Raw genomic sequence first — 25336 nt, 5'->3', positions numbered from 1 at the left:
TGAATTCTCGCGTTAGGGAGCTGTGCTCAGCAGAACCTAGAATGCGAGAGCATTGTTGATGACGGTCTGGTTGATCTTCACCGGATACTGCTTCTGCAATTCACCAACCATCTGTTCCAGCACATCGTCGGAAAGAGCGGTCGACAGATAGTTGCGCTGCTGTTCAGGAATGGTGTCCGGACCGGCGCTTGCTGGCTCGGTCACTTCCGTCACCTTGAAGAGAATCTGCGCGTCGTCGGAAGGCGCTGCCGCCGTGCCGGTGAAACCGTTCGGGCCGCGGAAAATCTGCGCTGCCGCAGCCGAGCCGATATCCGCATCGTTCGTCGAGCGGGTCACGCCACGCTTGGTCTGCTTTTCAAGGCCAAGCTCGGATGCAATCGCATCAAGCGTTGCGCCGCCATCGAGACGCTTCTTCAGGTCTTCGAGACGCTGATTGAGGCGCTTGACGGCTTCCTCACCCTTCCATGCAGCCACAACCTTGTCCTTGACTTCGTCGAGGGTACGGTCGCGGGCAGGGGTGACGCCATCGATCTGGTACCAGAGATAGCCGACATTGCCCATTGTCAGGGCGTCATTGTCAAAGCCCTGTTCCGCCTGGAAAGCAGCGGCCAGAAGCGCCTGTCCGTTCGGCAGTTCAACCGGCTTGCCGGATGGGTCATTGCCTTCGGCATCGACTGCATCGACGGTGACGGTCTTGACGCTCAGGCCCTTGGCGACATCGGCCATCGATGCACCATCGGAGCGCTGCTGCTCGTAGGAATCGTGAATGCCGCTGATGCTGCTTGCCGCGATGTTGTTGGCAAGGGTCGTGCGGATTTCAGCTTCGACTTCCGAGAGCGGCTTGACATGCGCCGGGTCGATCTTGGTAACGCGAAGAATGACCGGGCCAAAACCGCCCTTGACGACAGGGCTTACGCCGTTTTCCGCCAGCGCAAAGGCTGCATCGGCGATGGTCTGGTCAGGAATGGCGCTTTTCTCGAAGGTGCCGAGCTTCAGATCGTCTTCGGTCTTGCCCTGTTCCTTGCCTATGTCGAGGAAGCTCGTGCCAGCGGCAATCTTTTCCTGCGCTGCATTGGCTGCGGCTTCATCCGCAAAGCTGATCTGCTCGATGGTGCGCTGCTCGATCGTGCCGTAGCGCGCCTTGTTCTTCTCGTAATATTCGTTGATTTCTTCCTGCGTCACGGCAGCCGGATCGGCAATGTCGGCTGGCTCCAGCTTGACATAGGTGACCTTGCGGTATTCAGGCGCCTTGTACTCATCCTTATGCGCATCGAAATAGGCCTTGAGGGCGTCGTCCGACGGGGCAGGGATCGCGTCTGATTTTTCCACAGGAATGGTGATGTAGTCGACGCTGCGGCTTTCGCCCTGATAAAACGCCAGTGCCTTGAGCATCGCATCAGGCATCTTGATGCCATCGGTCGCCGCTTCGACCATCTGCTGGCGGCGGGCAACCTTGGCGCGATTTTCGAGATAATCCTGGGCGCGAATGCCAGACTGGCGCAAAACCGCATCGAACTGCGCGCGGTTGAAGTTGCCGCTGGCGTCCTGGAATGCCGGGTCTTCCGCCGTCAGACGGGCGATGCCGTCCTTCGACAGGCCGAGCTGCATGTTGCGTGCGCCTTCATCGAGCACGACGCCGGCTGCGAGCTGCGCCAGAACCTGGTTTTCAACACCGATGGATTTTGCCTGTTCCCGCGTCAGACGCTGGCGGAACTGCTGAGACAGGCGCATGACCTGCTGTTCATAAGCGAAGCGGTAGTCGGTCGCGCTGACTTCGGAACCGCCTGCTGTCAGCGCGGCATTGCCTGTCATGCCACCGCGGAAAACATCCGCGATACCCCAGACGCCGAAGCTCAGGACGAGCACACCAAGCAGAAGCTTGGAGATCCAGGAGCGAGAGGCAGAGCGCAGGCTGTCGAGCATGGGAAACCCTTCGATTATGATATAAAGCTCGGCTTTGGTTGAGTTGAGCCAGTCATTGAATTGAACCGTTCAGGGGATAACCCCAAGCAAGCCCCATATGCAAGGTCTCATTGAGGCTCTGCAACCAAGAACATTTGCATTGCGACACGAATATGCTTAGTCAGTGGCAAAATTCGGCGCAGCCATGCGTTATTCGCTGGAAGCGCCTGCCGTTTACAAAGGCGAGGAGAATACAATGACTCCGGGTATCCGTCCGTTGGTCGCTGGCAACTGGAAGATGAATGGCACGGGAGAATCTCTCACCGAACTGCGCGCAATTGCAGCCGGTCTGAGCTCCGATTTCGGCAGAAAACTCGATGCGGTGATCTGTGTGCCTGCCACTCTTTTGTCACGCGCTGCCGAAACGCTCTCTGGCGAAACCACGGTCGGCCTCGGCGGACAGGACAGCCACTCGAAGGTTTCCGGCGCGCATACCGGCGATATTTCGGCTGAAATGCTGAAAGAAGCGGGCGCAACCCATGTCATCATCGGTCATTCCGAGCGCCGCACCGATCACTGCGAAACCAACGATGTTGTGAAGGCAAAGACCGAAGCCGCCTGGGCGGCAGGTCTTGTGACCATCGTTTGCGTCGGCGAAACGGCTGACGAACGCAAATCGGAACGCACGCTCGAAGTCATCGGCTCGCAGCTTGCAGGTTCTCTGCCGGATGGCTTGACTGCCGAAAACACCATCATTGCCTATGAGCCGGTTTGGGCGATTGGCACGGGCCTGACACCGACGGTGCAGGATGTCCGCGCCGCTCATGCCTTCATGCGCGAGCAGCTGACCGAGCGCTTCGGAGCCAAGGGCGCGCATCTGCGTCTTCTCTATGGCGGTTCGGTCAAGCCTTCCAACTCCACCGAACTGCTTGGCATTGCCGATGTGGACGGTGCACTTGTTGGCGGTGCGAGCTTGAAGGCGACCGACTTCCTCGCCATATGCGAGACCTATCGCAACCTTTAAGCGGCGCCTTGCCCTGCTGTGCTCTAACTTGGGCGGCGGGGCTTGGATTATCACGCAATAGCGTGTAAAGAGCCGCATCTATTCTGTCTGCAGTCTGGACATGTTCATGTGATGTGTCCTGAAATTGCTTTAGTTCAGGGACGTAAAGACCGTTACCCATGCAAACCGTACTCATTGTCATTCATTTGTTGATCGTGCTGGCGCTTGTCGGCGTTGTGCTTATCCAGCGCTCTGAAGGCGGCGGCCTTGGCATTGGCGGCGGTTCTGGCTTCATGACGGCGCGGGGTGCCGCCAATGCGCTCACCCGTACGACTGCCATTCTGGCAATCGGCTTTTTCGCGACGTCGCTGGTTCTCGGCATCATGGCGCGTTATGGCGAACGCCCGACCGATATTCTGAACCGTATTCCGGCAGCATCCGGCAGCCAGACGGCTCCGGCAGGCGGCAACGGCGCTGGCGGCGGCATTCTCAATCAGCTTGGCGGCGAGTCTTCGCGCACCGACACGAATGGGACTGCGCCTGCTGCACCGGGCGCTGCTCCAGCCGCTCCGACGGGAACCACCGCACCGCAGGCACCGGCTACGCCGGAAGCTCCGGCCAACCCGGTTCCGAGCTCACAGTAAAAAGAGCTCTATGAATCAAGAGATTGTGAAACCGGCCCAATGGGCCGGTTTTCTTTTTGTTAACCGTCAAATTGCAAAGTGTTGCAAGCAGGCAATAGGCTTTCACGAATCGCATTGCACAACCGTTGCAACGAATTGAGTCGTACCTGCGTTTACAGTATGGAAAGCGAAAGCTTGGTCGCAGAGTTGCGGCAGCTATTTTCCGCTTGTGCTTGAATTTTCGGGAACTGATCATGTTTTCACGTCGTATTCTTATGGCTGGCATTGCAAGCCTTTGCGTTGGAGTTTCCGCGCCGGCTTTTGCCGCTTCGCCGGTCGGTGCCGAGGCACAGCTGAATGAAGTCGCTGCCGCTAACGTGCAGCAGGTTGCGCTTTCGAGCGACGCCAAGGCCAATCCGGACAAGCCGAAGAAGAAGAAAAAGAGCGCTTCCAACGGCAATGCCGGTGTGAAGGCCAACAAGTACAATATCGATCCCAAGTTCCGCGCGCAGGAAGTGGCCTTCACGGGCTACAAGCCGGGCACCATCGTGATCGATCCGAAGCAGCGCTTCCTCTATTATGTGGAAACCTCGACGACGGCGCGCCGCTATGGCATCGCAGTTGGCAAGCAGGGTCTGGAGTTCAAGGGTTCCGCTACGATCAACGCCAAGCGTGAATGGCCGCGCTGGATCCCGACCAAGGAAATGGTCGAGCGTGATCCGGGCCATTACGGTCGCTTCAAGAACGGTATGGATGGCGGTCCGGGCAATCCGCTCGGCTCGCGCGCCATGTATCTGTTCCAGGGCAACAAGGACACCTATGTCCGTATTCACGGCACGGTTCAGCCATGGACTATCGGCAGCTCCGCTTCGAACGGCTGCTTCCGCATGATCAATGAAGACGTCATGGATCTCTACGAGCGCGTCGGTCTCGGCACCGAAGTCGTCGTTCTCTGATCCATATCGACGATCTGAAAAATGGCCGGGCTTTTGGGCCCGGTTTTTCTTTGGCCGTTCTATCCATAACGCTATGCCTCGGTTGAGGCCTTATCTGTGGATTTCGGGCTTCGGCATGGAAATGTCGGGCAGGGGCCATTAAGACGTTACTACGTATTCGCTCCGGAGGTCGTGCTCCGGTCATATTCAGCGTATGGCGTTCACATTCGTGCAATACGCTGAGGGTCTCGTGTCGCTCTCCAAACGTTCTGTTTTGGGGTGGCATGTCTGTGTTCAACAACGATTACCGCATCGCTTCGGTGAAAAATCACTTCGAGGCGCATTTTTTTGTGGCGGAATCAATTAAGAAAGTCTAACGAGATAAGCCCATGGCGCGATATGTTTTCATCACTGGCGGCGTGGTTTCTTCCCTTGGAAAAGGCATAGCTGCTGCAGCACTGGCTGCACTCCTTCAGGCACGCGGTTACCGCGTGCGTATCCGTAAACTCGACCCTTATCTGAACGTCGATCCCGGCACGATGTCGCCTTACCAGCATGGTGAGGTGTTCGTCACTGACGATGGTGCCGAAACCGACCTCGATCTCGGTCATTATGAGCGGTTCACCGGTCGTCCTGCCAACAAGCAGGACAATATCACCACCGGTCGCATCTACCGTAACATCATCGAAAAAGAACGCCGCGGCGACTATCTCGGCGCGACGGTTCAGGTCATTCCGCACGTTACCGACGAGATCAAGAACTTTGTTCTCGAAGGCAACGAGGATTATGATTTCGTCCTGTGCGAAATCGGCGGCACTGTTGGCGACATCGAAGCCATGCCGTTCCTCGAAGCGATCCGTCAGCTTGGCAATGAATTGCCGCGCGGAGCAGCCGTTTACATCCATCTGACGCTGATGCCGTATATCCCGGCAGCGGGCGAACTCAAGACCAAGCCGACGCAGCATTCGGTCAAGGAACTGCGGTCCATCGGTATTGCTCCGGATATTCTTCTGGTGCGTGCGGACCGTGAAATTCCGGAATCTGAACGCCGCAAGCTGTCTCTGTTCTGTAACGTGCGTGAAAGCGCCGTTATCCAGGCGCTCGACGTGGCAACGATCTATGATGTGCCGATTGCTTACCACAAGGAAGGCCTCGATTCGGAAGTCCTTTCGGCATTCGGTATCGACCCGGCTCCAAAGCCGCGTATCGATCGCTGGGAAGAAGTTTCCCATCGCCTGCACAATCCGGAAGGCGAAGTCACCATCGCTATCGTCGGCAAATATACGGGTCTGAAGGACGCGTATAAGTCGCTGATCGAAGCGCTTTATCACGGTGGCCTCGCCAACAAGGTGAAGGTCAATCTCGACTGGATCGAAGCCGAAGTCTTTGAAAGTGAAGATCCGGCTCCGCATCTTGAAAAGGTACACGGCATTCTGGTGCCGGGTGGCTTTGGCGAGCGTGGCGCAGAAGGCAAGATTCTTGCGGCGAAGTTTGCTCGTGAGCGGAAGGTTCCGTATTTCGGCATTTGCTTCGGCATGCAGATGGCCTGCATCGAGGCAGCCCGCAATCTGGTTGGCATCGAAAACGCGTCTTCGACCGAGTTCGGCCCGACCAAGGAGCCGGTTGTCGGTCTCATGACCGAATGGCTCAAGGGCAACATGCTCGAGAAGCGCGCAGCAGCGGGCGATCTTGGTGGCACGATGCGTCTTGGCGCCTATGAAGCAGCCCTTGCTCCGGGTTCCAAGATTGCGGAAATCTACGGTTCGACCGATATTTTCGAGCGTCACCGTCACCGCTACGAAGTCAATGTCGACTATAAGGCGCGTCTCGAAGAGGCTGGCCTCAATTTCGCAGGCATGTCGCCGGATGGCGTTCTGCCGGAAACCGTCGAATACCCGGACCATCCATGGTTCATCGGCGTTCAGTACCATCCGGAACTGAAGTCCCGTCCGTTCGAACCGCATCCGCTCTTCGCTTCGTTCATCGAAGCGGCGATTGAACAAAGCCGTCTGGTTTGATGCATGAATAGTGATCTCGCGCGCAACGCTCGTTCGGTCGACCATCTGGTTCTGCCGGTTGAACAACTGGACGAAGCGCGCGCGAGACTTTCCCTCTTGGGATTTACAGTGGCCCCGAATGCCCGGCATCCATTCGGCACCGCCAATGTGTGCAGCTTTTTTGCTGACGACACCTATCTGGAAATGCTGGCAGTCGACCGCGAACCGCTTTATGTGGCCGCCGCCCGTCGCTCGAACAGTTTCATTCTCCGCGATCAAGCCTACCGCTTTCGCAGCGGACAGGACGGCTTTTCAGGAATAGCCTTCAAGACCGATGATGCCCGCACCGATCATGCCGAGTTCAAAAGGCGTGGGGTTTCAGGTGGCCGTATGGTCGAGTTTTCCCGCGCGTTTCTCAGCCGGGAAGGCAAGCGCGAGATCGCGAGTTTCCGTCTGGCTTTTGCTGCGGATCTGCGCGCGCCCGATGCATTTTTCTTCTGTTGCCAGCGATTGGCCTATCCGAAAACGGATCGTTCGCATCTGATTGCGCATGAGAATGGTGTCTCCGGCCTGCGCAAAATCCTGATCTGCGAGGAAAATCCGGCAGAGTTTTCGGAATTGCTGCAAGGTGTGTTTCATGCGCCTGCGCGCAAGCACGACGGTGGTTCTCTGGAAATCACCGCTGGCAATGCCGATATAGAGATCCTTCCTTCCAAACAGTTTGAACAGAGCTTTGGATGGTTGCCAGAACTGCATGGCCGTGGTTTGCGGCTTGCGGGACTGGTCTTCACGGTTGCTTCACTTTTGACAGTCGAGCAGCTTCTTGACCGCAATGGTGTCACGTTTCTGAAAAGAGATGGCCGTATCATCGTTTCTCCGGCTAAGGGCCAGGGTACGTTGTTCGTATTTGAAGGTGTTGAGTAAATGACGACCGCCAATTCCTCCGTCAAAGTCGGTAATGTTACCTTCTCCAACAGCGCGCGTTTCGCGCTGATCGCTGGCCCATGCCAGATGGAAACGCGGGAGCATGCCTTCGACATGGCGGGCCGCTTGAAGGAAATCACCGACAAGCTGGGTATCGGTCTCGTCTACAAGTCCAGCTTCGACAAGGCCAACCGCACGTCGTTGAAAGCGGAGCGCGGTATCGGTCTCGAAAAGGCGCTGGAGGTTTTTACCGATCTGAAAAAGGAATTCGGCTTTCCGGTTCTGACCGATATTCACACGGAAGAACAATGCGCTGCCGTCGCACCGGTTGTTGATGTGCTTCAGATTCCGGCTTTCCTCTGCCGTCAGACCGATCTGCTGATCGCCGCCGCAAAGACGGGCCGCGTGGTCAATGTCAAGAAGGGTCAGTTCCTGGCCCCCTGGGACATGAAAAATGTTCTGGCCAAGATCACCGAAAGCGGCAACCCGAATGTGCTCGCTACCGAGCGCGGCGCGTCTTTCGGCTATAATACGCTGGTTTCCGACATGCGCTCGCTGCCGATCATGGCTGGCCTTGGCGCGCCGGTGGTGTTCGATGCGACCCATTCGGTACAGCAGCCGGGCGGGCAGGGCGGTTCGTCAGGCGGACAGCGCGAATTTGTGGAAACACTGGCTCGCGCAGCAGTGGCTGTCGGCGTGGCCGGCCTCTTCATTGAAACCCATCAGGATCCCGACAATGCGCCGTCGGACGGACCGAATATGGTACCGATCGACAAGATGCCAGCATTGCTGGAAAAGCTGGTGGCTTTCGACCGGATTGCCAAGGGGCATTAAAATACCAAGCGAATTGTGAAAGGCGGGGGATTTTCCTCCGCCTTTTGTTTCGCTAAGGATGTGCCCACATCGGATTTGTTCAGCAGCTTCGCGGATAAGCGGAGCGATCTATAGGGAAGGACTGGCTCCTATGACTGCAATTATCGACATCGTCGGCCGCGAAATTCTTGACAGCCGCGGCAACCCGACCGTCGAAGTGGACGTAGTGCTTGAAGATGGCTCTTTTGGCCGCGCCGCTGTTCCATCCGGCGCATCGACCGGCGCCCATGAGGCCGTCGAGCTGCGCGATGGCGGCAGCCGCTATCTCGGCAAGGGCGTGGAAAAGGCTGTTGAAGCCGTGAATGGCAAGATTTTCGACGCCATTGCAGGTCTCGATGCTGAAAGCCAGCTGCTCATCGACCAGACGCTGATTGACCTTGATGGCACTGCCAACAAGGGCAATCTTGGTGCCAACGCCATTCTCGGCGTGTCGCTGGCTGTTGCCAAGGCTGCCGCTCAGGCAACCGGCCTGCCGCTCTATCGCTATGTTGGCGGTGCGAATGCACATGTTCTTCCAGTGCCGATGATGAATATCATCAATGGCGGCGCACATGCCGACAACCCCATCGACTTTCAGGAATTCATGATTCTGCCGGTTGGCGCATCGTCGATCCGTGAAGCCGTGCGTTATGGCTCGGAAGTCTTTCACACACTGAAGAAGCGCCTCAAGGACGCTGGCCACAACACCAATGTCGGCGACGAAGGCGGCTTCGCTCCGAACCTCAAGAGCGCCCAGGCTGCCCTCGATTTCGTTATGGAATCGATCGAAAAGGCTGGCTTCAAGCCGGGTGAAGACATTGCCATCGGCCTTGATTGCGCATCGACCGAGTTCTTCAAGGACGGCAACTACGTCTATGAAGGTGAACGCAAGACCCGCGATCCGAAGGCGCAGGCCAAGTATTTGGCCAAGCTCGTTGCTGATTATCCGATCGTCAGCATTGAAGACGGCATGGCCGAAGACGATTGGGAAGGCTGGAAGTACCTGACCGATCTCGTTGGCAACAAGTGCCAGCTGGTGGGCGACGATCTGTTTGTCACCAACTCGGCCCGTCTGCGCGATGGTATCCGCATGGGCGTTGCCAATTCGATCCTCGTGAAGGTCAACCAGATCGGCTCGCTGTCGGAAACGCTCGATGCCGTCGAAACCGCACACAAGGCCGGTTACACCGCCGTCATGTCGCACCGTTCGGGCGAAACCGAAGATTCGACCATTGCCGATCTGGCGGTTGCCACGAATTGCGGTCAGATCAAGACCGGTTCGCTGGCCCGTTCGGATCGTACGGCGAAGTACAACCAGCTCATCCGTATCGAAGAAGAACTCGGCAAGCAGGCTCGCTATGCAGGCCGCAGCGCGCTGAAATTCCTTTAATCGGATCGCCAACGCTTTTGATGAAAGGCGGGCCCCGTGCCCGCCTTTTTCGTTGCCCCTGACTGAGGCCGCATCGATATGTCATTCCGTCCTGGTTTTGACTCTTCCCAATTATATTGATATCAATGTTATTGTCGTTGCCATGGGCTGGCCCTGAAGTGGGAGCAGAATGGCAGACATGAAGCGGCTCAATCCCATACCGACCCGAGCCGTATTGGGGGGGAAACAAAGGGAGAGAGAAAATGGCTTATATTGAAGGTTTCGTCGTCGCCGTTCCGAAGGCGAATAAGGAAATCTATCGCAAACATGCCGCGACTGCTGCCGAACTGTTCAAGGAGTTTGGCGTCACGCGCATGGTCGAGGCATGGGGTGATGATGTCCCCGATGGCAAGGTGACCGACTTCCGCCGGGCCGTGCAGGCAACGGACGATGAGGAGGTGGTTTTCTCCTGGTTCGAGTATCCCGACAAGGCCACGCGCGATGCGGCCAATCAGAAGATGATGAGCGATCCGCGTATGGCGGCGATGGGCAGCGAGATGCCTTTCGATGGCAAGCGCATGATCATGGGCGGGTTCTCAACGATTCTCGATGTGTGATCGTTTGGACGTCTGACAAGAAATAAATCGGCAATCAGGGATTGATGATGATTGCCGATTTCCCTCTTTAAGAGTGAAATTAGAAAAATACACCGTCTTGTGAACACCTAATCTGTTTCACAAAAATAGGGTTAATCTTTCCCTGACATATGGCTGCGGTAAAGCTCTGTTAAGCAAAATAATGCTTCATGGTGGAATTCGGATTGGCGGTTACAGCTTGAGATTCGCTACCGTCAAAAACATCCGGGAAGGAAGCCGCAATGTGGACCAAGCAGAAACGTAAATCGATCCGTGGGCGCTTTATTTTGCCCATCCTGACGGCTGCGTTTCTCAGCTATTTCGGCTTCCACGCCTATCACGGCGAATTCGGGCTTTACGCCCGTATCCAGCTTGAAGAGCAAAAAGCGAACCTGACAAAGCAGCTCGAAAAAATCAGCGGTGAGCGTGCCGCTCTCGAAAAGCGCGTCGGGCTTCTGCGTGACGGATCCATTGAAAAGGATATGCTTGACGAGCAGGCGCGCAGAGCGCTTAATCTCTCCCATCCCGATGAAGTGACAATTATTACCTCTCGGGAAGACAGATCGAATTAACTGAATTCCGGTTAATTGTCTTTTTGTGATATGTTTTTAAGGGCTTGGTAGCATAGCAGCTATGCTCTGGGTGCATATTGTATCTTGTAATATGCCCGTATAACGTCACAATATAACGACAATCTTAGGGAGCGAGATATGGCACCGAGGGCTAAAAGGGCGCCTGCTGGCAAAACGCAGACGTCTTCCGTCACTACCCCCAAGGCACCTGCGCCTGTAAACTTCACCAAGGAGCAGGAGCTGCACGCCTATCGCGAGATGCTGATGATCCGGCGTTTCGAAGAAAAAGCCGGCCAGCTTTATGGCATGGGCTTCATTGGTGGCTTCTGCCATCTCTATATCGGACAGGAAGCTGTCGTCGTTGGCATGCAGACCGCGCTGAAGGAAGGTGACCAGATCATCACGTCCTATCGCGACCATGGTCACATGCTGGCAACAGGCATGGAAGCGCGCGGCGTTATGGCCGAGCTGACCGGACGCCGTGGAGGCTACTCCAAGGGCAAGGGTGGCTCCATGCACATGTTCTCCAAGGAAAAGGGCTTTTACGGCGGTCACGGTATCGTCGGCGCTCAGGTTCCGCTTGGTACCGGTCTTGCCTTTGCGAACAAGTATCGCGGCAATGACAACATTTCCGTCACCTATTTCGGCGATGGCGCTGCCAATCAGGGCCAGGTCTACGAAGCCTTCAATATGGCATCGCTGTGGAAGCTTCCGGTGATCTACGTCATCGAAAACAACCGTTACGCCATGGGCACCTCGGTTTCGCGTTCTTCCGCTGAGACTGATTTCTCCAAGCGCGGCGTTTCGTTCAACGTTCCGGGCATCAAGGTTGACGGCATGGATGTTCGCGCCGTTGCTGCCGCTGCCGCACTCGCTGCCGAGTGGACGCGTTCCGGCAAGGGTCCGCTGATTCTCGAAATGGAAACCTATCGCTATCGCGGTCACTCCATGTCCGATCCTGCGAAGTATCGCTCGAAGGACGAAGTGCAGAAGATGCGTTCGGAGCATGATCCAATCGAGCAGGTCAAACAGCGCCTGATTGAAAAGAACTGGGCCACCGAAGAAGAGCTGAAGGAAATCGACAAGGAAGTCCGCGACATCGTCGCTGATTCGGCCGATTTCGCTCAAAACGATCCGGAGCCGGATGTTTCCGAGCTCTACACGGATATTCTGCTCTAATTCGGGAAAGGTGTTGTCATGCCCGTAGAAATTCTCATGCCCGCCCTTTCTCCGACCATGGAAGAAGGCACGCTTTCCAAGTGGGTGAAAAAGGAAGGCGACAAGGTTACGTCCGGTGACGTGATTGCCGAGATCGAAACCGACAAGGCGACGATGGAAGTCGAAGCTGTCGATGAAGGCATCATCGGCAAGATCCTCATCGCAGAAGGCACCGAAGGCGTGAAGGTCAATACGCCGATTGCTGTGCTTCTCGGCGACGGTGAAAGCGCTTCCGATATCGGTTCGGCTCCAGCTGCCAAGGTTGAAGCGCCGAAAGAAGAAGTCAAGGAAGCTCCGAAGGCCGAAGACAAGCCAGCTGCCAGCGTCCCTGCTGCGCCGAAGGTTGAAGTCGCTTCCGATCCGGATATTCCGGCCGGCACGGAAATGGTTTCGATGACCGTGCGTGAAGCACTGCGCGACGCCATGGCCGAAGAAATGCGCCGTGACGAAAACGTCTTCATCATGGGTGAAGAAGTTGCCGAATATCAGGGCGCTTACAAGATCACCCAGGGTCTTCTGGACGAATTCGGCCCGCGCCGTGTTGTCGATACGCCGATTACCGAGCATGGCTTTGCCGGTGTGGGCGTTGGTGCGGCTATGGCTGGCCTCAAGCCAATCGTTGAATTCATGACCTTCAACTTCGCCATGCAGGCGATTGACCAGATCGTGAATTCGGCTGCCAAGACGCTCTACATGTCGGGCGGCCAGATGGGCGCCCCGATGGTGTTCCGCGGTCCTTCGGGCGCTGCTGCACGCGTCGCTGCACAGCATTCGCAGTGCTATGCCGCATGGTACAGCCAGATTCCGGGCCTCAAGGTCGTTATGCCTTACTCGGCTGCTGATGCGAAGGGTCTTCTCAAGGCTGCAATCCGCGATCCGAACCCGGTCATCTTCCTCGAAAACGAAATCCTCTACGGTCATCATTTCGAAGTGCCGAAGCTGGATGATTTCGTTCTGCCGATTGGCAAGGCCCGCATTCACAAGCAGGGCAAGGACGCGACCATCGTTTCGTTCGGCATCGGCATGACCTATGCGGTCAAGGCTGCTGAAGAACTGGCGGAGCAGGGTATCGATGTTGAAGTCATCGATCTGCGCACCATTCGCCCAATGGATATTCCGACGGTCGTGGAATCGGTCAAGAAGACCGGTCGCCTCGTCACCGTTGAAGAAGGCTATCCGCAGTCGTCCGTTGGTACCGAAATCGCCACCCGGGTCATGCAGCAGGCCTTCGATTATCTCGATGCGCCTATCCTGACCATTGCGGGCAAGGACGTTCCGATGCCTTACGCCGCAAATCTCGAAAAGCTGGCGCTGCCGAATGTGGCCGAAGTCGTGGAAGCGGTGAAAGCCGTGACCTACTCCGCTTAACGAAAGGGTCTGGACATGCCGATCAATATCACCATGCCAGCGCTTTCTCCCACGATGGAAGAAGGCAACCTGTCGAAATGGCTGGTTAAGGAAGGCGACAAGGTTACATCCGGCGATGTGATTGCCGAGATCGAAACCGACAAGGCCACGATGGAAGTCGAGGCTGTTGACGAAGGCACCGTTGCCAAGCTGGTTATTCCGGCTGGCACCGAAGGCGTCAAGGTCAACGCGCTGATCGCCATTCTGGCCGCTGACGGCGAAGACGTCGCGGAAGCAGCAAAGGGCGGCGGCGCTGCCGCTCCCAAGGCTGAAGCAAAAGCCGAGGCTCCAAAGGAAGAGCCAAAGGTCGAAGCCAAGAAGGACGCTGCTCCTGCTGCAGCTCCGGCAGCCGCTGCGCCCGCACAGGCACCTGCGAAGGGCGAACGCGTTTTCGCTTCTCCGCTTGCTCGCCGTATTGCCAAGGACGCCGGCGTCGATATCGCCGCCGTGAAGGGCACCGGTCCACATGGCCGCGTCGTTCAGCGCGATGTGGAATCCGCTATTCAGTCGGGCGGTGCGAAAGCAGCCGCAGCTGCGCCGCAGGCTGCTGCCAGCGCTCCCGCTGCCAAGCCGATGTCGGACGATGCTGTTCTCAAGCTGTTCGAGGAAGGTTCTTACGAAATCGTGCCGCATGACGGCATGCGCAAGACCATTGCTCGTCGTCTGGTGGAATCGAAGCAGACCGTTCCGCATTTCTACCTGACGATCGATTGCGAACTCGATGCGCTTCTGGCGCTTCGCGCGCAGATCAACGCGGCTTCGCCGATGATCAAGACAGAGAAGGGCGAGGTTCCGGCCTACAAGCTCTCCGTCAACGACATGATCATCAAGGCTACGGCTCTGGCGCTTCGCGATCTCCCGGAAGCCAATGTTTCCTGGACCGAAGGCGGCATGATCAAGCACAAGCGTTCGGATGTCGGCGTTGCCGTCTCCATTCCGGGCGGCCTGATTACGCCAATCGTCCGTCACGCGGAAAACAAGACGCTGTCCGCCATCTCCAACGAGATGAAGGATCTGGCCAAGCGCGCGCGTGATCGCAAGCTGAAGCCAGAGGAATATCAGGGTGGTTCGACCTCGGTCTCCAACCTCGGCATGTTCGGCGTCAAGGATTTTGCCGCCATCATCAACCCGCCGCATGCGACCATTTTCGCAATCGGCGCCGGTGAAGAACGCGTCGTGGTGAAGAAGGGCGAGATGAAAGTGGCGACAGTCATGTCGGTCACGCTTTCCACCGATCACCGCGCAGTCGATGGCGCTCTTGCCGCCGAACTGGCGCAGGCCTTCAAGCGCCACATCGAAAATCCGATGGGCATGCTGGTCTGATGGAATTGAAGCCGCGCCCTTCTTTTTAGAGGGGCGCGGCCTTTCCGCTTTCAGGAATAAGGGCAAGAACTATGGCCGACATTTACGACGTTATTGTTATTGGATCGGGACCGGGCGGTTATGTAACGGCGATCCGTGCTGCGCAGCTGGGCCTCAAGACGGCAATCGTCGAGCGCGAGCATCTGGGTGGCATCTGCCTCAACTGGGGCTGTATTCCGACCAAGGCGCTGCTGCGTTCGGCGGAGATTCTGCATTTCGGTGAACATGCCAAGGACTACGGTCTGAAGCTGGAAGGCACTATCACGCCTGACGTGAAAGCTGTTGTGCAGCGTTCGCGCGGCGTTTCGGCACGTCTTAACGGCGGCGTCGCCTTCCTTATGAAGAAGAACAAGATCGATGTGATCTGGGGCGAAGCTAAGCTCGTCAAGGGTGCTTCCGGCTCCAATCCCGCCGAGATCACCGTCGGCAAGACCTCGAAGCAGCCAATGCTGCCGCAGAACCCAGTGCCGAAGGGCGTGCTGGGCGAGGGCAGCTACAAGGCCAAGCACATCATCGTCGCGACTGGTGCGCGTCCGCGTGCGCTGCCTGGCATCGAGCCGGACGGCAAGCTGATCTGGACCTATTTCGAAGCCATGGTGCCGCAGGATTTGCCAAAGTCGATGCTGGTCATGGGTTCAGGCGCAATCGGCATCGAATTCGCGTCGTTCTATCACGACATGGGCGTCGATGTGACGGTTGTGGAAGTGATGCCGCAGATCATGCCGGTGGAAGATGCGGAAATCTCCGCCATCGCTCGCAAGCAGCTTGAAAAGCGCGGCCTCAAGATCATCACCGACGCCAAGGTTACGAAAGTGGAGAAGGGCGCCAACAACGTCACGGCCTCCATCGAAACCAAGGACGGCAAGGTGCAGAAGCTGACTGTCGACCGGATGATTTCGGCTGTTGGCGTTCAGGGCAATATCGAGAATCTCGGCCTTGAAGCGCTCGGCGTGAAGACGGATCGCGGCTGCATTGTCATTGATGGCTATGGCAAGACCAATGTCGAAGGCATCTACGCCATTGGCGACGTTGCCGGTCCGCCGATGCTGGCGCACAAGGCCGAGCATGAAGGCACGATCTGCGTCGAAAAGATTGCAGGCGTTCCGAATGTGCATTCGCTCGACAAGGGCAAGATCCCGGGCTGCACCTATTGCAACCCACAGGTTGCTTCGGTTGGCCTGACGGAAGCCAAGGCCAAGGAACAGGGTTTCGACATTCGTGTCGGTCGTTATTCCTTCACGGCCAACGGCAAGGCGATTGCTCTCGGCGAAGATCAGGGTCTGGTCAAGACGATCTTCGACAAGAAGACAGGCCAGCTTCTGGGCGCGCATATGGTTGGCGCGGAAGTCACCGAGCTTATCCAGGGCTTCGTGATTGCCATGAACCTTGAGACCACCGAAGAAGAGCTGATGCATTCGGTCTTCCCTCATCCGACCCTTTCGGAGATGATGAAGGAAAGCGTACTCGACGCTTATGGCCGTGTGCTGAACGCATAATCCCGAAAAGTTGCAGACTTTTCGGATAGGATTGTGCGGGTGAATACCGCTTAAACAGCAGGAGTTGCGCACATTCCGCTGATCGAAAATGGAGAGCCATGGCGGCGTGCCGCCTGGCCGATCATAAAATGGTGTACTGTCATTGGTCTGGCGCTGGGATTTGTAGCTGGCGTCTTGAGTCTGCTCGGCGGTAACACCATATCGGTCAACGGATTGGCGCTCGCTGGCTGGTACGGTGTCTGGACGCTTACTTTGGCGCTTGGCGTTGGCGGCTTGGTCTTCGGCCTGATCTGGGCTCTGGTTTTCAGGGCTCTCGGCATGGCTGCGCGGCGATGAGTAGCAAATGGTCCAAGTTGACAGGTCTGTGGTCAGGGCTTAGGACCGGACCGAATTAAGGAGCGTTCCACATTCTCTTGGGAACAGGCTCCGGATAGGCAGGAAACAGCATGGTTACAGTTCTCAATACGGTCAACCAGAGCGGACGTCTGCGGCACCCGGAAAAGGCGCACCGCCCGGACAATGAAGTCCTGAAGAAGCCAGACTGGATTCGCGTCAAGGCTCCGGTCTCGCGCGGCTATAATGAAACGCGCGAAATTGTGCGTTCCAACAAGCTCGTGACCGTCTGTGAAGAAGCTGGCTGCCCGAATATCGGCGAGTGCTGGGAAAAGAAGCACGCCACTTTCATGATCATGGGCGAAATCTGCACACGCGCCTGCGCGTTCTGCAATGTTTCGACCGGCATTCCGACGCCGCTTGATCCGAATGAACCGGAAAATGTCGCCAAGGCCGTCAAGCAGATGGGTCTGACGCATGTGGTTATCACCTCAGTGGATCGCGACGATCTGGCTGATGGGGGCGCACAGCATTTCGCCGACGTTATTCTTGCTATCCGCGCCGCTGCGCCTGCAACGACCATCGAAATTCTGACGCCGGACTTCCTGCGCAAGGAAGGCGCATTGGAAATCGTCGTCAAGGCACGCCCGGACGTGTTCAACCACAATCTGGAAACTGTGCCGTCGCGTTACCTGAAGGTTCGTCCTGGTGCACGCTATTTCCACTCGATCCGCCTGTTGCAGCGCGTCAAGGAACTCGATCCGACCATTTTCACCAAGTCTGGCATCATGGTTGGCCTCGGCGAAGAGCGGAATGAAATCTTGCAGCTGATGGACGATCTTCGTTCGGCTGACGTGGATTTCATGACCATCGGCCAGTATCTGCAGCCGACCCGCAAGCACCATCCGGTTATTCGCTTTGTGACGCCGGACGAATTCAAGTCGTTCGAAACCATCGGCAAGACCAAGGGCTTCCTGCTGGTCGCCTCCAGCCCTCTGACGCGTTCTTCGCATCACGCTGGCGACGATTTTGCAAAGCTAAAAGCTGCCCGCGAAACGCAGATTGCGAACCGGGCATCGTAAAACATGCCGCAATTTACGACCGTCAGACGGGTGCATCACCGGGCCGATCAGATGTTCGCGCTCGTGGCGGATGTCGAGAAATACCCGGAGTTTCTGCCAATGTGCGAAGCCTTGTCGATCCGCTCCCGCAAGGAGCGTGACGGCAAGGCTTTGCTGATTGCTGACATGACGGTCGGGTACAAGCTGATCCGCGAGACCTTCACAAGTCAGGTGCTGTTGAAGCCAGACGATAGCGTCATCGACGTCAAATATCTCGACGGCCCGTTCCGCTATCTCGATAATCGCTGGACGTTCAAGTCTGTCGAGGACGAAGCCTATTGCGACGTCGAATTCTTCATCGATTATGAATTTAAGAGCCGCACACTCGGCCTGCTGATGGGCACGATGTTCGATCTGGCCTTCAAGAAATTCTCTGAAGCCTTCGAAAAGCGCGCCGACCAGATCTACGGTCTCTAATCAAACGGCGCTTACTGCGCCGTATAGCCCCCATCCACCATCAGTGACGATCCTGTGATGAACGAAGCCTCGTCGCTGGCGAGGAACAGAACGGCGCTTGCTACTTCCTCGGCGCGGCCGAGGCGGCCCATCGGGTGCAGGGCAACCAGAGCGTCCTTCTTATCGTCCGGAACATCTTTCAGAAGCGGTGTGTCGATATAGCCGGGGCAGACGGCATTCACGCGGATATTCTGCGTCCCATAATCGATAGCCAGCGTCTGGGTCAGAAGCTTCACACCGCCCTTTGCCGCGGCATAGGCCGTCACGCCTGACTTGCCGACATGGCTGTGGATCGATCCGCAATTGACGATGACGCCGCCACCTTGCGAACGCATCTGGTCGATTGCGTATTTATCGCAGAGGTAAACGCCGGTCAGATTGATGTCGATGGTCTTCTGCCAGGCGCTTTCGTCAAGCTCGTCGATGGGGCCGTCCGCCGCAATACCGGCATTGGCGAACATGATGTCGAGACGACCGTAATTTTCCACTGTTCGGGCAATAAGCTCCTGAACAGCTTTGGTTTTTGTTACATCGGTCTTGATGAAAATGGCCTGCTGGTGTGTTCCGGCAAGTTCGTCGGCCAGTTGCTGGCCGTGATCGGCATAATCGGCAATGACGACATTGGCGCCTTCACGTATAAAAGCCCGGACCGTCGCTTCCCCAATACCACTTGCCCCGCCCGTTACGATGGCCACTTTGCCTTTGAAACGCATTGCCTATGTTCCTCATCTTGAACTGATAAGCAGAGGATAGGGCGGCAGTGTGGAAAGTACATGTGTTGGCTTATGCCTCGCGCAAATTTGTCAGTACCAGTTCCAGCGCGGCAAGAACCGTTGCATGGCGAATTTCCGCCCGGCTTTTTGGGCCGAAACGGCATTCGCGGTGCAGCGTTGGCTGGCCGTTGCGCGCGGAGGCTATATGGACAAGTCCAACAGGCTTTTCGTCCGAGCCGCCGCCGGGGCCCGCAACGCCGGTGACTGCAATGCTGATGCCTGCGCGCGAATGCTTCAGCGCGCCTTCGGCCATGGCAATCGCCACTTCCTTCGAGACAGCGCCGACCTGACCGATCAGTTCCATCGGCACGCTGATCATTTCATTCTTGGCTTCATTGGAATAGGTGACGAAGCCACGATCCACTACATCGGACGAACCGGCAATGTCGGTCAAGGCGCCAGCAATCAGCCCGCCGGTGCAGGATTCCGCGGTCGCAATCATCAGACCAGCCTTGCGGCAGGCTTCCAGCACTGCGATTGCTTCCCTCTCTGCGACGAGTTCGCTCATTCCGGCACCTCACCGGGATAAATGACAGTCGCCGTGGCAATGGCGGCAATGCCTTCACGGCGACCGACAAAGCCGAGCTTTTCGTTGGTCGTGGCCTTGATCGATACGCGGTCGGCGGCAATGCCCAACATATCGCAGAGTGCTTCCGTCATGGCAGCGCGATGTGGCCCGACCTTCGGCGCTTCGCTGATCAGTGTCACATCGACATTGGCGATGCGTCCGCCAGCCTCGCGAACAATCTTGGCTGCATGCTCGATGAAGATGCGCGAGGCCGCGCCCTTCCATTGCGGGTCCGATGGCGGGAAATGTGTACCGATATCGCCTGCGCCGCGCGTGGCGAGCAGGGCGTCGGTGAGGGCGTGAAGCGCCACATCGGCATCGGAATGGCCGTTGAGCTTTGCTTCATGCGGGATTTTCACGCCGCAGAGCGTGACATGGTCGCCCGGCTCGAAGGAATGTACGTCATAGCCATTGCCCGTGCGAATATCCGGAAAGGCGGCGTGGTCTTGCCGCAGGCGCTTGTCTGCCATTTCAATGTCCTTTGCCCAGGTAAGCTTTGTGTTGTCGGCTGAGCCTTCGATGATGCGCACGGCGAGGCCCTGCCATTCGGCAATGGCGGCATCGTCCGTGAAATCCGTGCGACGGATGGCGAAGGCTTTTTCGTGTGCGTCGAGTATAGGCGCATAGGGAAATGTCTGCGGGGTCTGCGCCGCAAATAGACCTGCGCGGGGTACAGTGGTCTTGACCGTTCCGTCTATGGCCGATTGTTTCAGTGTGTCTGAAACGGCCAGCGCGGGGAGGACGCCTTCCTCCGGTGTCAGGTTACCGACGATCCGTTCGAGCAGTCCCTGCGTGATGAAGGGGCGCACGCCGTCATGGATCATCACATAATGCGGCGCGTGGTCCTTGAGGGCGAGGAGCCCTAGTCGCGTGGATTCCTGCCGTGTCGGGCCACCAGTCACGACGATGACGTCTTCGTGGCTCTCCGGTACGGCGCGTTCATAAAGCAGGTGATCGTCCGGATGGATGACGACAACGATCTTGTCGACCAGCGGACAGTCGATAAAGGCGCGCAACGTCCGTGCGAGCACGGCTTCGCCGCCGATGCGCCGAAATTGCTTCGGCCCTTCGACGCTTTGCCCCGCCCGTTCGCCCCGGCCGGCTGCCACAATGACCGCTGCTGTTTTCGAAATGATCTTCGCCTTTGCCAAAGTTGGTCGCTTGGAAGCCGAATAATGCCTTGCATCGACAAATGCCAGACTGCAATTGATTTATTGCATATTCGAGAAGCATGCCCGCCAAAAGCGGAAGCTGTTTTTGGAGTAAAGATACGCATAAAAACAATAAGTTAAAGCGTACTTCTCAAATGGCGCAAAATGCAACGCTATCTGCGTGCTTTTCCTTGCGTTCAAAAGACGAACTGATTAAAGTGTGTGCGTTATGCATCATGCACATGAAATAGGCATTTATTTGTGACTTCTATCGATCAGCCCTTGGATATCCGTGGCGTGGTGCTCAAGAATCGCGTTTTTCTGGCGCCGATGTCTGGCGTCTCCGATTTGCCATTTCGCAAGCGCGCAGCTGCTGCCGGAGCGGGAATGGTCGTTTCGGAAATGGTCGCCAGCGCGGAACTTTGCAATCGTCACAAGGAAAGTCTGCTGCGCCTGTCGGGCGAAGGTCTGGGCACGCATGTGGTTCAGCTTGCCGGGCGCGAAGCGCATTGGATGGGCGAGGCTGCCAAGATCGCCGCAGGCGAGGGCGCGGATATCATCGATATTAATATGGGCTGCCCGGCCAAGAAAGTAACCGGCGGCTATTCCGGATCGGCGCTGATGCGAGATCTGGATCACGCCATGACGCTTGTCGAGGCGACTGTGGCTGCTGTGAAGGTGCCGGTCACGCTGAAGATGCGGCTTGGCTGGGACGAAAACAGCATCAATGCGCCGGAACTGGCCAAGCGTGCCGAAGATGCGGGTATTGCAATGGTCACCGTGCATGGACGTACACGCTGCCAGTTCTATGAAGGTCATGCCGACTGGGACGCCATTCGCGCCGTGCGCGATGCGGTGAAAATTCCGCTCGTCGCCAATGGTGATGTGTCGTCGCGTGAAGACGCTGAAGAGATTCGCCGCCGGTCCGGTGCGGATGCGGTGATGGTTGGACGGGCTACCTATGGACAGCCATGGCTGCCGGGTCTGATTGCGGGCAGTTCACCATCGGCGCAATCCGAAACAGAGATTATCGATTATATTATAATGCATTACGAAGATATGCTCGACCATTATGGTAGCAAAACGGGTATTCGCCATGCGCGCAAGCATCTTGGCTGGTATCTGGATCGTCATGCCGGAGAGGCTTTGACCTCAGCGGATAAGGCGGAAGTTATGACGCTGACCGATCCCGCAAAGGTTGTTGACGCGCTGCGCCGGATTTTCGCGACGCGGACGACTGATGCGCCAGAGTTGAAATCGGCGTTCAGAAAGGTCGCCTGATGCGCGAAAGAGAAGAAAAGGGCAGCATCCCTTCAGTTATTCTGGATGCGATCAGCCAGCCGGTCATTATGGTCGGGCCTGACAATCACATTGTCTATGCCAATCTGGACGGCGAGCAGTTTTTCCGCTCCGGTTCGTCCATCTTGGCGCGCAACCGGCTGGAGAGCTTTCTGCCTTTCGGCAGCCCGCTTCTGGCTCTCATCGATCAGGTTCGTGCCAGCCAGATGCCGGTCAATGAATATCGCGTTGATATTTCCTCACCGCGTCTTGGTGCTGAACGCATCGTTGATCTTTATGTTGCGCCCGTCATTGAAATGCCAGGCGCTGTGGTCATCCTGTTCAAGGAAAAGACCATGGCGGAAAAGATCGACCGCCAGATGACCCATCGCGGCGCTGCCCGCTCGGTTACCGGTCTTGCCTCGATGCTGGCGCATGAGATCAAGAACCCGCTATCGGGTATTCGCGGCGCGGCGCAGTTGCTCGAACAGGTGGTCGGCGATGAGGATCGTGCATTGGCGCGGCTCATCACCGATGAAACCGACCGTATCGTGTCACTGGTAGACCGGATGGAGGTTTTCTCCGACGAGCGACCCATCGAGCGCACCGCGGTGAATATTCACGCGGTTCTGGACCATGTGAAGGCCGTGGCGCGCAATGGTTTTGCCCGCCATATCCGTTTCGCGGAAGATTACGATCCGTCACTGCCACCGGTTTTCGCCAATCGCGACCAACTTGTGCAGGTGTTTCTCAATCTGGTGAAGAATGCAGCTGAGGCCATTGGCGACCGCGACCACGGAGAAATTCTTCTTTCGACGGCCTATCGTCCGGGTATTCGCCTTCAGGTGCCAGGTGCGCGCGACCGCGTGGCGCTGCCGCTGGAATTCTGCGTTCACGACAATGGACCCGGCGTGCCGCAGGATATGCTGCCGCATCTCTTCGATCCGTTTGTGACGACCAAGACCAACGGTTCGGGCCTTGGATTGGCCCTGGTGGCAAAAATCATCGGCGATCATGGCGGCATCATCGAATGCGACAGCCATCCGTCGCGCACCACTTTTCGCATTCTTATGCCTGCCTGGAAAAGCTCGGATGTTGCTTCCCGGCCAAGCAAATTCACGACTGATTATACCGGAGACGACGCATGATAGCAGGACGCCCGACGGGTACCGTATTGGTGGCGGATGACGATGCGGCGATCCGCACTGTGCTCAATCAGGCACTCTCCCGGGCCGGTTACGATGTGCGAGTGACGTCGAATGCCGCGTCCTTGTGGCGTTGGGTGGCGGCTGGCGATGGCGATCTGGTGATCACCGATGTGATGATGCCGGACGAAAATGCTTTCGACCTTCTGCCGCGCATCAAGAAGATGCGGCCTGATCTACCGATTGTGGTGATGAGCGCCCAGAATACGTTCATGACGGCCATTCGCGCCTCGGAAGCCGGCGCTTATGAATATCTGCCGAAACCGTTCGACCTGACGGAACTGATCAATATTGTCGGTCGCGCTCTGTCCGAACCAAAGAATAAGCCGATTGCCACGCTCCACGACGAGCCCGGCGAGAATATGCCGCTTGTCGGCCGTTCGCCTGCGATGCAGGAAATCTATCGCGTTCTGGCGCGTATGATGCAGACCGACCTGACCATGATGGTGACAGGCGAATCCGGCACCGGCAAGGAGCTGGTCGCCCGCGCGCTGCATGAATATGGCCGCCGCCGCAAGGGACCGTTCGTTGCGATCAATATGGCTGCCATCCCGCGCGATCTGATCGAATCGGAACTGTTCGGCCACGAGAAGGGCGCTTTTACGGGCGCACAGAATCGCTCGAGTGGTCGCTTCGAACAGGCCAATGGCGGCACGCTTTTCCTCGATGAAATCGGCGATATGCCGATGGAAGCGCAAACGCGCCTGCTTCGCGTGTTGCAGCAGGGCGAATATATGACAGTCGGCGGACGCACGCCCATCAAGACCGACGTGCGCATTGTGGCCGCGACCAACAAGGATCTGCGCCAGCTGATTGCTCAGGGCCTGTTCCGCGAAGACCTCTATTACCGTTTGAATGTGGTGCCGTTGCGGCTGCCGCCGCTACGTGAGCGCAGTGAGGACGTGCCCGATCTGGTGCGTCATTTCTTTAAGCGCGCTGCTGAAGAGGGCTTGCCTGAAAAGCGCATTACCAATGCCGGTCTCGACATGATGCGCCGCTATCCATGGCCGGGCAATGTGCGCGAACTGGAAAATCTGGTGCGCAGGCTGGCGGCGCTCTATCCGCAGGAAGAAATCTCGCCGGAAATCATCGAAACCGAGTTGAAGGCGGAACTGTCGAAGCCCGACACGATTCCAGCGGTAACGGGCGATGCGGAGAATGTCACGATTTCGCAAGCGGTCGAGCAAAACATGCAGCGTTATTTCGCTTCATTCGGTGCCGACTTGCCGCCACCGGGGCTTTATCACCGTGTGCTGGCTGAGCTTGAATATCCGCTGATCCTGGCCTGCCTGACGGCAACGCGCGGCAACCAGATCAAGGCAGCGGATCTGCTTGGCCTCAACCGCAATACACTGCGCAAGAAAATCCGCGAGCTCGGCGTGAATATTTATCGCGGCGGCAAGGGAAACTAAGTCCGTTCGCTGATCTTTACGTTGTGATTTATTATATTTGCTCTTGTTAGAGCCATCGTCGCCTCGACGTGGGAAGCGACGATGGCTTTTTCAATTCAGATCGACCGCGTATTAATGCCGGATCGGCTTCTTAACAGGCTTTCTGACAGGCTTTTTCGCGCGTTTTTTGGGGGCTGGCTTTTTTGCCTTAGCCTTTTTGATTACCTTGACCTGATGGACAAGACCGGAGGAAATGTGGCTTTGGGCAGCAAATGCAGTGGGAGCGCCAAGAAAGGAAAGCGCGATTGCTGCGGCAAATATTTTCTTCATAATCAGTATCCTCATTGATTTCAGTAAATCAATAATACATCTACAGATTGTTCTGTTTGGGGCTAGAATGTAAATGAATGTTTCTATATGAGTATTTCGTCTATATTTCCGATGCTGATAAATGAAATATAGCTTGTTTTGAAAAAACGAAAATCTTTCGTCATCCATCAATCGAATCAAATATCGGAAACATCAGTCGGAAGTATCTCTGATGAGGTGGTATTTCTTCGCTGAGACGAATTACCAATGACACGATGCGTAAATTCGTTAGCGATCCGACGGTTAGTGCTGTAACGCAGCTAAATGGCGTTCATGAAAAATATGGCGATGACCATTAGGCCGTGCACTCATAAATAGGCTAGCTATTTGAATGGATTGGTTATTGAAAGGCCTCGGATTTGGAGGTCTTTGATGTCACGTCGCCGCTATGAACTC

The 25336-nt window shown here is 56.7% G+C and carries 24 protein-coding genes; 20 read left to right on the top strand and 4 right to left on the bottom strand.

Going from position 1 to position 25336, the window contains the following annotated elements:
* Positions 1-36: 36 nt before the first annotated feature.
* Complete coding sequence (locus ACTJKP_RS22090; protein ID WP_440632182.1) at positions 37-1923, bottom strand: peptidyl-prolyl cis-trans isomerase; 1887 nt, start codon at positions 1921-1923, stop codon at positions 37-39.
* A gap of 235 nt (positions 1924-2158) precedes the next feature.
* Between ACTJKP_RS22090 and tpiA the strand changes: the two genes are divergently transcribed.
* The 16 genes from tpiA to ACTJKP_RS22010 all read left to right on the top strand — a co-directional run bounded on the left by tpiA (position 2159) and on the right by ACTJKP_RS22010 (position 18166).
* Positions 2159-2926 carry a triose-phosphate isomerase gene (gene tpiA / locus ACTJKP_RS22085; RefSeq protein WP_078340456.1) on the top strand — a complete coding sequence of 256 codons (768 nt, stop codon included), beginning with the start codon at positions 2159-2161 and terminating at the stop codon, positions 2924-2926.
* Between the two features lie 158 nt (positions 2927-3084).
* Positions 3085-3549: a preprotein translocase subunit SecG gene (gene secG, locus ACTJKP_RS22080; RefSeq protein ID WP_182521853.1), complete on the top strand. Its 465-nt coding sequence runs from the start codon at positions 3085-3087 to the stop codon at positions 3547-3549.
* Positions 3550-3782: 233 nt separating this feature from the next.
* Positions 3783-4484 (top strand): L,D-transpeptidase, encoded by a 702-nt coding sequence (locus ACTJKP_RS22075; RefSeq protein WP_440632181.1) that lies wholly within the window; start codon positions 3783-3785, stop codon positions 4482-4484.
* Between the two features lie 368 nt (positions 4485-4852).
* Complete coding sequence (locus tag ACTJKP_RS22070) at positions 4853-6481, top strand: CTP synthase (RefSeq protein WP_440632180.1); 1629 nt, start codon at positions 4853-4855, stop codon at positions 6479-6481.
* Between the two features lie 3 nt (positions 6482-6484).
* Positions 6485-7384 carry a VOC family protein gene (locus tag ACTJKP_RS22065; protein WP_440632179.1) on the top strand — a complete coding sequence of 300 codons (900 nt, stop codon included), beginning with the start codon at positions 6485-6487 and terminating at the stop codon, positions 7382-7384.
* Entirely contained in the window at positions 7385-8218 is an 834-nt protein-coding gene (gene kdsA / locus ACTJKP_RS22060; RefSeq protein WP_182521856.1) for a 3-deoxy-8-phosphooctulonate synthase, read from the top strand.
* A 130-nt stretch (positions 8219-8348) separates the two neighbouring features.
* A complete protein-coding gene (eno, locus tag ACTJKP_RS22055; RefSeq protein WP_182521857.1) occupies positions 8349-9626 on the top strand; it encodes a phosphopyruvate hydratase in 1278 nt (425 codons plus the stop codon).
* Positions 9627-9868: 242 nt separating this feature from the next.
* Positions 9869-10222 (top strand): DUF1428 domain-containing protein, encoded by a 354-nt coding sequence (locus tag ACTJKP_RS22050; protein ID WP_078340401.1) that lies wholly within the window; start codon positions 9869-9871, stop codon positions 10220-10222.
* 260 nt (positions 10223-10482) lie between these two features.
* Positions 10483-10812, top strand: coding sequence for an FtsB family cell division protein (locus tag ACTJKP_RS22045; RefSeq protein ID WP_078340402.1), 330 nt, complete (start codon positions 10483-10485; stop codon positions 10810-10812).
* Positions 10813-10950: 138 nt separating this feature from the next.
* Positions 10951-11991, top strand: coding sequence for a pyruvate dehydrogenase (acetyl-transferring) E1 component subunit alpha (gene pdhA, locus ACTJKP_RS22040; RefSeq protein WP_078340403.1), 1041 nt, complete (start codon positions 10951-10953; stop codon positions 11989-11991).
* An 18-nt stretch (positions 11992-12009) separates the two neighbouring features.
* Positions 12010-13398 (top strand): pyruvate dehydrogenase complex E1 component subunit beta, encoded by a 1389-nt coding sequence (locus tag ACTJKP_RS22035; protein WP_440632178.1) that lies wholly within the window; start codon positions 12010-12012, stop codon positions 13396-13398.
* Between the two features lie 15 nt (positions 13399-13413).
* Positions 13414-14760, top strand: coding sequence for a pyruvate dehydrogenase complex dihydrolipoamide acetyltransferase (locus ACTJKP_RS22030; RefSeq protein WP_440632177.1), 1347 nt, complete (start codon positions 13414-13416; stop codon positions 14758-14760).
* Positions 14761-14831: 71 nt separating this feature from the next.
* Complete coding sequence (lpdA, locus tag ACTJKP_RS22025) at positions 14832-16295, top strand: dihydrolipoyl dehydrogenase (protein WP_440632176.1); 1464 nt, start codon at positions 14832-14834, stop codon at positions 16293-16295.
* Between the two features lie 174 nt (positions 16296-16469).
* A complete protein-coding gene (locus ACTJKP_RS22020; RefSeq protein ID WP_176168365.1) occupies positions 16470-16631 on the top strand; it encodes a hypothetical protein in 162 nt (53 codons plus the stop codon).
* Positions 16632-16741: 110 nt separating this feature from the next.
* Positions 16742-17710, top strand: a complete 969-nt coding sequence (gene lipA / locus ACTJKP_RS22015; protein WP_078340407.1) for a lipoyl synthase — start codon at positions 16742-16744, stop codon at positions 17708-17710.
* Between the two features lie 3 nt (positions 17711-17713).
* Positions 17714-18166, top strand: coding sequence for a type II toxin-antitoxin system RatA family toxin (locus ACTJKP_RS22010; RefSeq protein WP_138786789.1), 453 nt, complete (start codon positions 17714-17716; stop codon positions 18164-18166).
* A gap of 11 nt (positions 18167-18177) precedes the next feature.
* Here ACTJKP_RS22010 and ACTJKP_RS22005 read toward each other — a convergent pair whose 3' ends face one another.
* The 3 genes from ACTJKP_RS22005 to ACTJKP_RS21995 all read right to left on the bottom strand — a co-directional run bounded on the left by ACTJKP_RS22005 (position 18178) and on the right by ACTJKP_RS21995 (position 20697).
* Entirely contained in the window at positions 18178-18918 is a 741-nt protein-coding gene (locus ACTJKP_RS22005; RefSeq protein WP_440632174.1) for an SDR family NAD(P)-dependent oxidoreductase, read from the bottom strand.
* Positions 18919-18988: 70 nt separating this feature from the next.
* The gene (locus ACTJKP_RS22000) at positions 18989-19486 is read right to left on the bottom strand and encodes a CinA family protein (RefSeq protein WP_440632173.1); all 498 of its coding nucleotides are present in this window, start codon (positions 19484-19486) and stop codon (positions 18989-18991) included.
* Complete coding sequence (locus tag ACTJKP_RS21995; protein WP_440632172.1) at positions 19483-20697, bottom strand: bifunctional 2-C-methyl-D-erythritol 4-phosphate cytidylyltransferase/2-C-methyl-D-erythritol 2,4-cyclodiphosphate synthase; 1215 nt, start codon at positions 20695-20697, stop codon at positions 19483-19485. The genes ACTJKP_RS22000 and ACTJKP_RS21995 overlap by 4 nt, the downstream gene beginning before the upstream one ends.
* 261 nt (positions 20698-20958) lie before the next feature.
* Here ACTJKP_RS21995 and dusB point away from each other — a divergent pair, with 261 nt between their 5' ends.
* From dusB to ACTJKP_RS21975, 4 genes are all read left to right on the top strand, one after another.
* A complete protein-coding gene (dusB, locus tag ACTJKP_RS21990; RefSeq protein WP_440632171.1) occupies positions 20959-21978 on the top strand; it encodes a tRNA dihydrouridine synthase DusB in 1020 nt (339 codons plus the stop codon).
* Positions 21978-23123 (top strand): two-component system sensor histidine kinase NtrB, encoded by a 1146-nt coding sequence (locus ACTJKP_RS21985; protein ID WP_440632170.1) that lies wholly within the window; start codon positions 21978-21980, stop codon positions 23121-23123. The genes dusB and ACTJKP_RS21985 overlap by 1 nt, the downstream gene beginning before the upstream one ends.
* Positions 23120-24592, top strand: coding sequence for a nitrogen regulation protein NR(I) (ntrC, locus tag ACTJKP_RS21980; RefSeq protein ID WP_440632169.1), 1473 nt, complete (start codon positions 23120-23122; stop codon positions 24590-24592). Before ACTJKP_RS21985 ends, ntrC begins: the two co-directional genes overlap by 4 nt.
* Before the next feature lie 81 nt (positions 24593-24673).
* Complete coding sequence (locus ACTJKP_RS21975) at positions 24674-24919, top strand: hypothetical protein (RefSeq protein WP_440632168.1); 246 nt, start codon at positions 24674-24676, stop codon at positions 24917-24919.
* Positions 24920-25336: the final 417 nt, after the last annotated feature.

Origin of the sequence: Brucella sp. 22210 (assembly GCF_052045675.1) — a bacterium.
Lineage (GTDB): Bacteria > Pseudomonadota > Alphaproteobacteria > Rhizobiales > Rhizobiaceae > Brucella.
Note: the sequence above shows the minus strand (reverse complement) of the source record. Positions and strands in the feature narration are given on the sequence as shown.

What these genes read in the sequence shown, in the direction of transcription:
- kdsA (WP_182521856.1), top strand. Translation starts at nt 7,385, where the DNA reads ATGACGACCGCCAATTCCTCCGTCAAAGTCGGTAATGTTACCTTCTCC.
- tpiA (WP_078340456.1), top strand. Translation starts at nt 2,159, where the DNA reads ATGACTCCGGGTATCCGTCCGTTGGTCGCTGGCAACTGGAAGATGAAT.
- pdhA (WP_078340403.1), top strand. Translation starts at nt 10,951, where the DNA reads ATGGCACCGAGGGCTAAAAGGGCGCCTGCTGGCAAAACGCAGACGTCT.
- ACTJKP_RS22075 (WP_440632181.1), top strand. Translation starts at nt 3,783, where the DNA reads ATGTTTTCACGTCGTATTCTTATGGCTGGCATTGCAAGCCTTTGCGTT.
- ACTJKP_RS21975 (WP_440632168.1), top strand. Translation starts at nt 24,674, where the DNA reads ATGGCTTTTTCAATTCAGATCGACCGCGTATTAATGCCGGATCGGCTT.
- ACTJKP_RS22035 (WP_440632178.1), top strand. Translation starts at nt 12,010, where the DNA reads ATGCCCGTAGAAATTCTCATGCCCGCCCTTTCTCCGACCATGGAAGAA.
- ACTJKP_RS22065 (WP_440632179.1), top strand. Translation starts at nt 6,485, where the DNA reads ATGAATAGTGATCTCGCGCGCAACGCTCGTTCGGTCGACCATCTGGTT.
- ACTJKP_RS22005 (WP_440632174.1), bottom strand. Translation starts at nt 18,918, where the DNA reads ATGCGTTTCAAAGGCAAAGTGGCCATCGTAACGGGCGGGGCAAGTGGT.
- ACTJKP_RS22070 (WP_440632180.1), top strand. Translation starts at nt 4,853, where the DNA reads ATGGCGCGATATGTTTTCATCACTGGCGGCGTGGTTTCTTCCCTTGGA.
- ACTJKP_RS22030 (WP_440632177.1), top strand. Translation starts at nt 13,414, where the DNA reads ATGCCGATCAATATCACCATGCCAGCGCTTTCTCCCACGATGGAAGAA.
- ACTJKP_RS22000 (WP_440632173.1), bottom strand. Translation starts at nt 19,486, where the DNA reads ATGAGCGAACTCGTCGCAGAGAGGGAAGCAATCGCAGTGCTGGAAGCC.
- ACTJKP_RS22045 (WP_078340402.1), top strand. Translation starts at nt 10,483, where the DNA reads ATGTGGACCAAGCAGAAACGTAAATCGATCCGTGGGCGCTTTATTTTG.
- ntrC (WP_440632169.1), top strand. Translation starts at nt 23,120, where the DNA reads ATGATAGCAGGACGCCCGACGGGTACCGTATTGGTGGCGGATGACGAT.
- lpdA (WP_440632176.1), top strand. Translation starts at nt 14,832, where the DNA reads ATGGCCGACATTTACGACGTTATTGTTATTGGATCGGGACCGGGCGGT.
- ACTJKP_RS21985 (WP_440632170.1), top strand. Translation starts at nt 21,978, where the DNA reads ATGCGCGAAAGAGAAGAAAAGGGCAGCATCCCTTCAGTTATTCTGGAT.
- eno (WP_182521857.1), top strand. Translation starts at nt 8,349, where the DNA reads ATGACTGCAATTATCGACATCGTCGGCCGCGAAATTCTTGACAGCCGC.
- secG (WP_182521853.1), top strand. Translation starts at nt 3,085, where the DNA reads ATGCAAACCGTACTCATTGTCATTCATTTGTTGATCGTGCTGGCGCTT.
- lipA (WP_078340407.1), top strand. Translation starts at nt 16,742, where the DNA reads ATGGTTACAGTTCTCAATACGGTCAACCAGAGCGGACGTCTGCGGCAC.
- ACTJKP_RS22010 (WP_138786789.1), top strand. Translation starts at nt 17,714, where the DNA reads ATGCCGCAATTTACGACCGTCAGACGGGTGCATCACCGGGCCGATCAG.
- ACTJKP_RS22090 (WP_440632182.1), bottom strand. Translation starts at nt 1,923, where the DNA reads ATGCTCGACAGCCTGCGCTCTGCCTCTCGCTCCTGGATCTCCAAGCTT.
- ACTJKP_RS22050 (WP_078340401.1), top strand. Translation starts at nt 9,869, where the DNA reads ATGGCTTATATTGAAGGTTTCGTCGTCGCCGTTCCGAAGGCGAATAAG.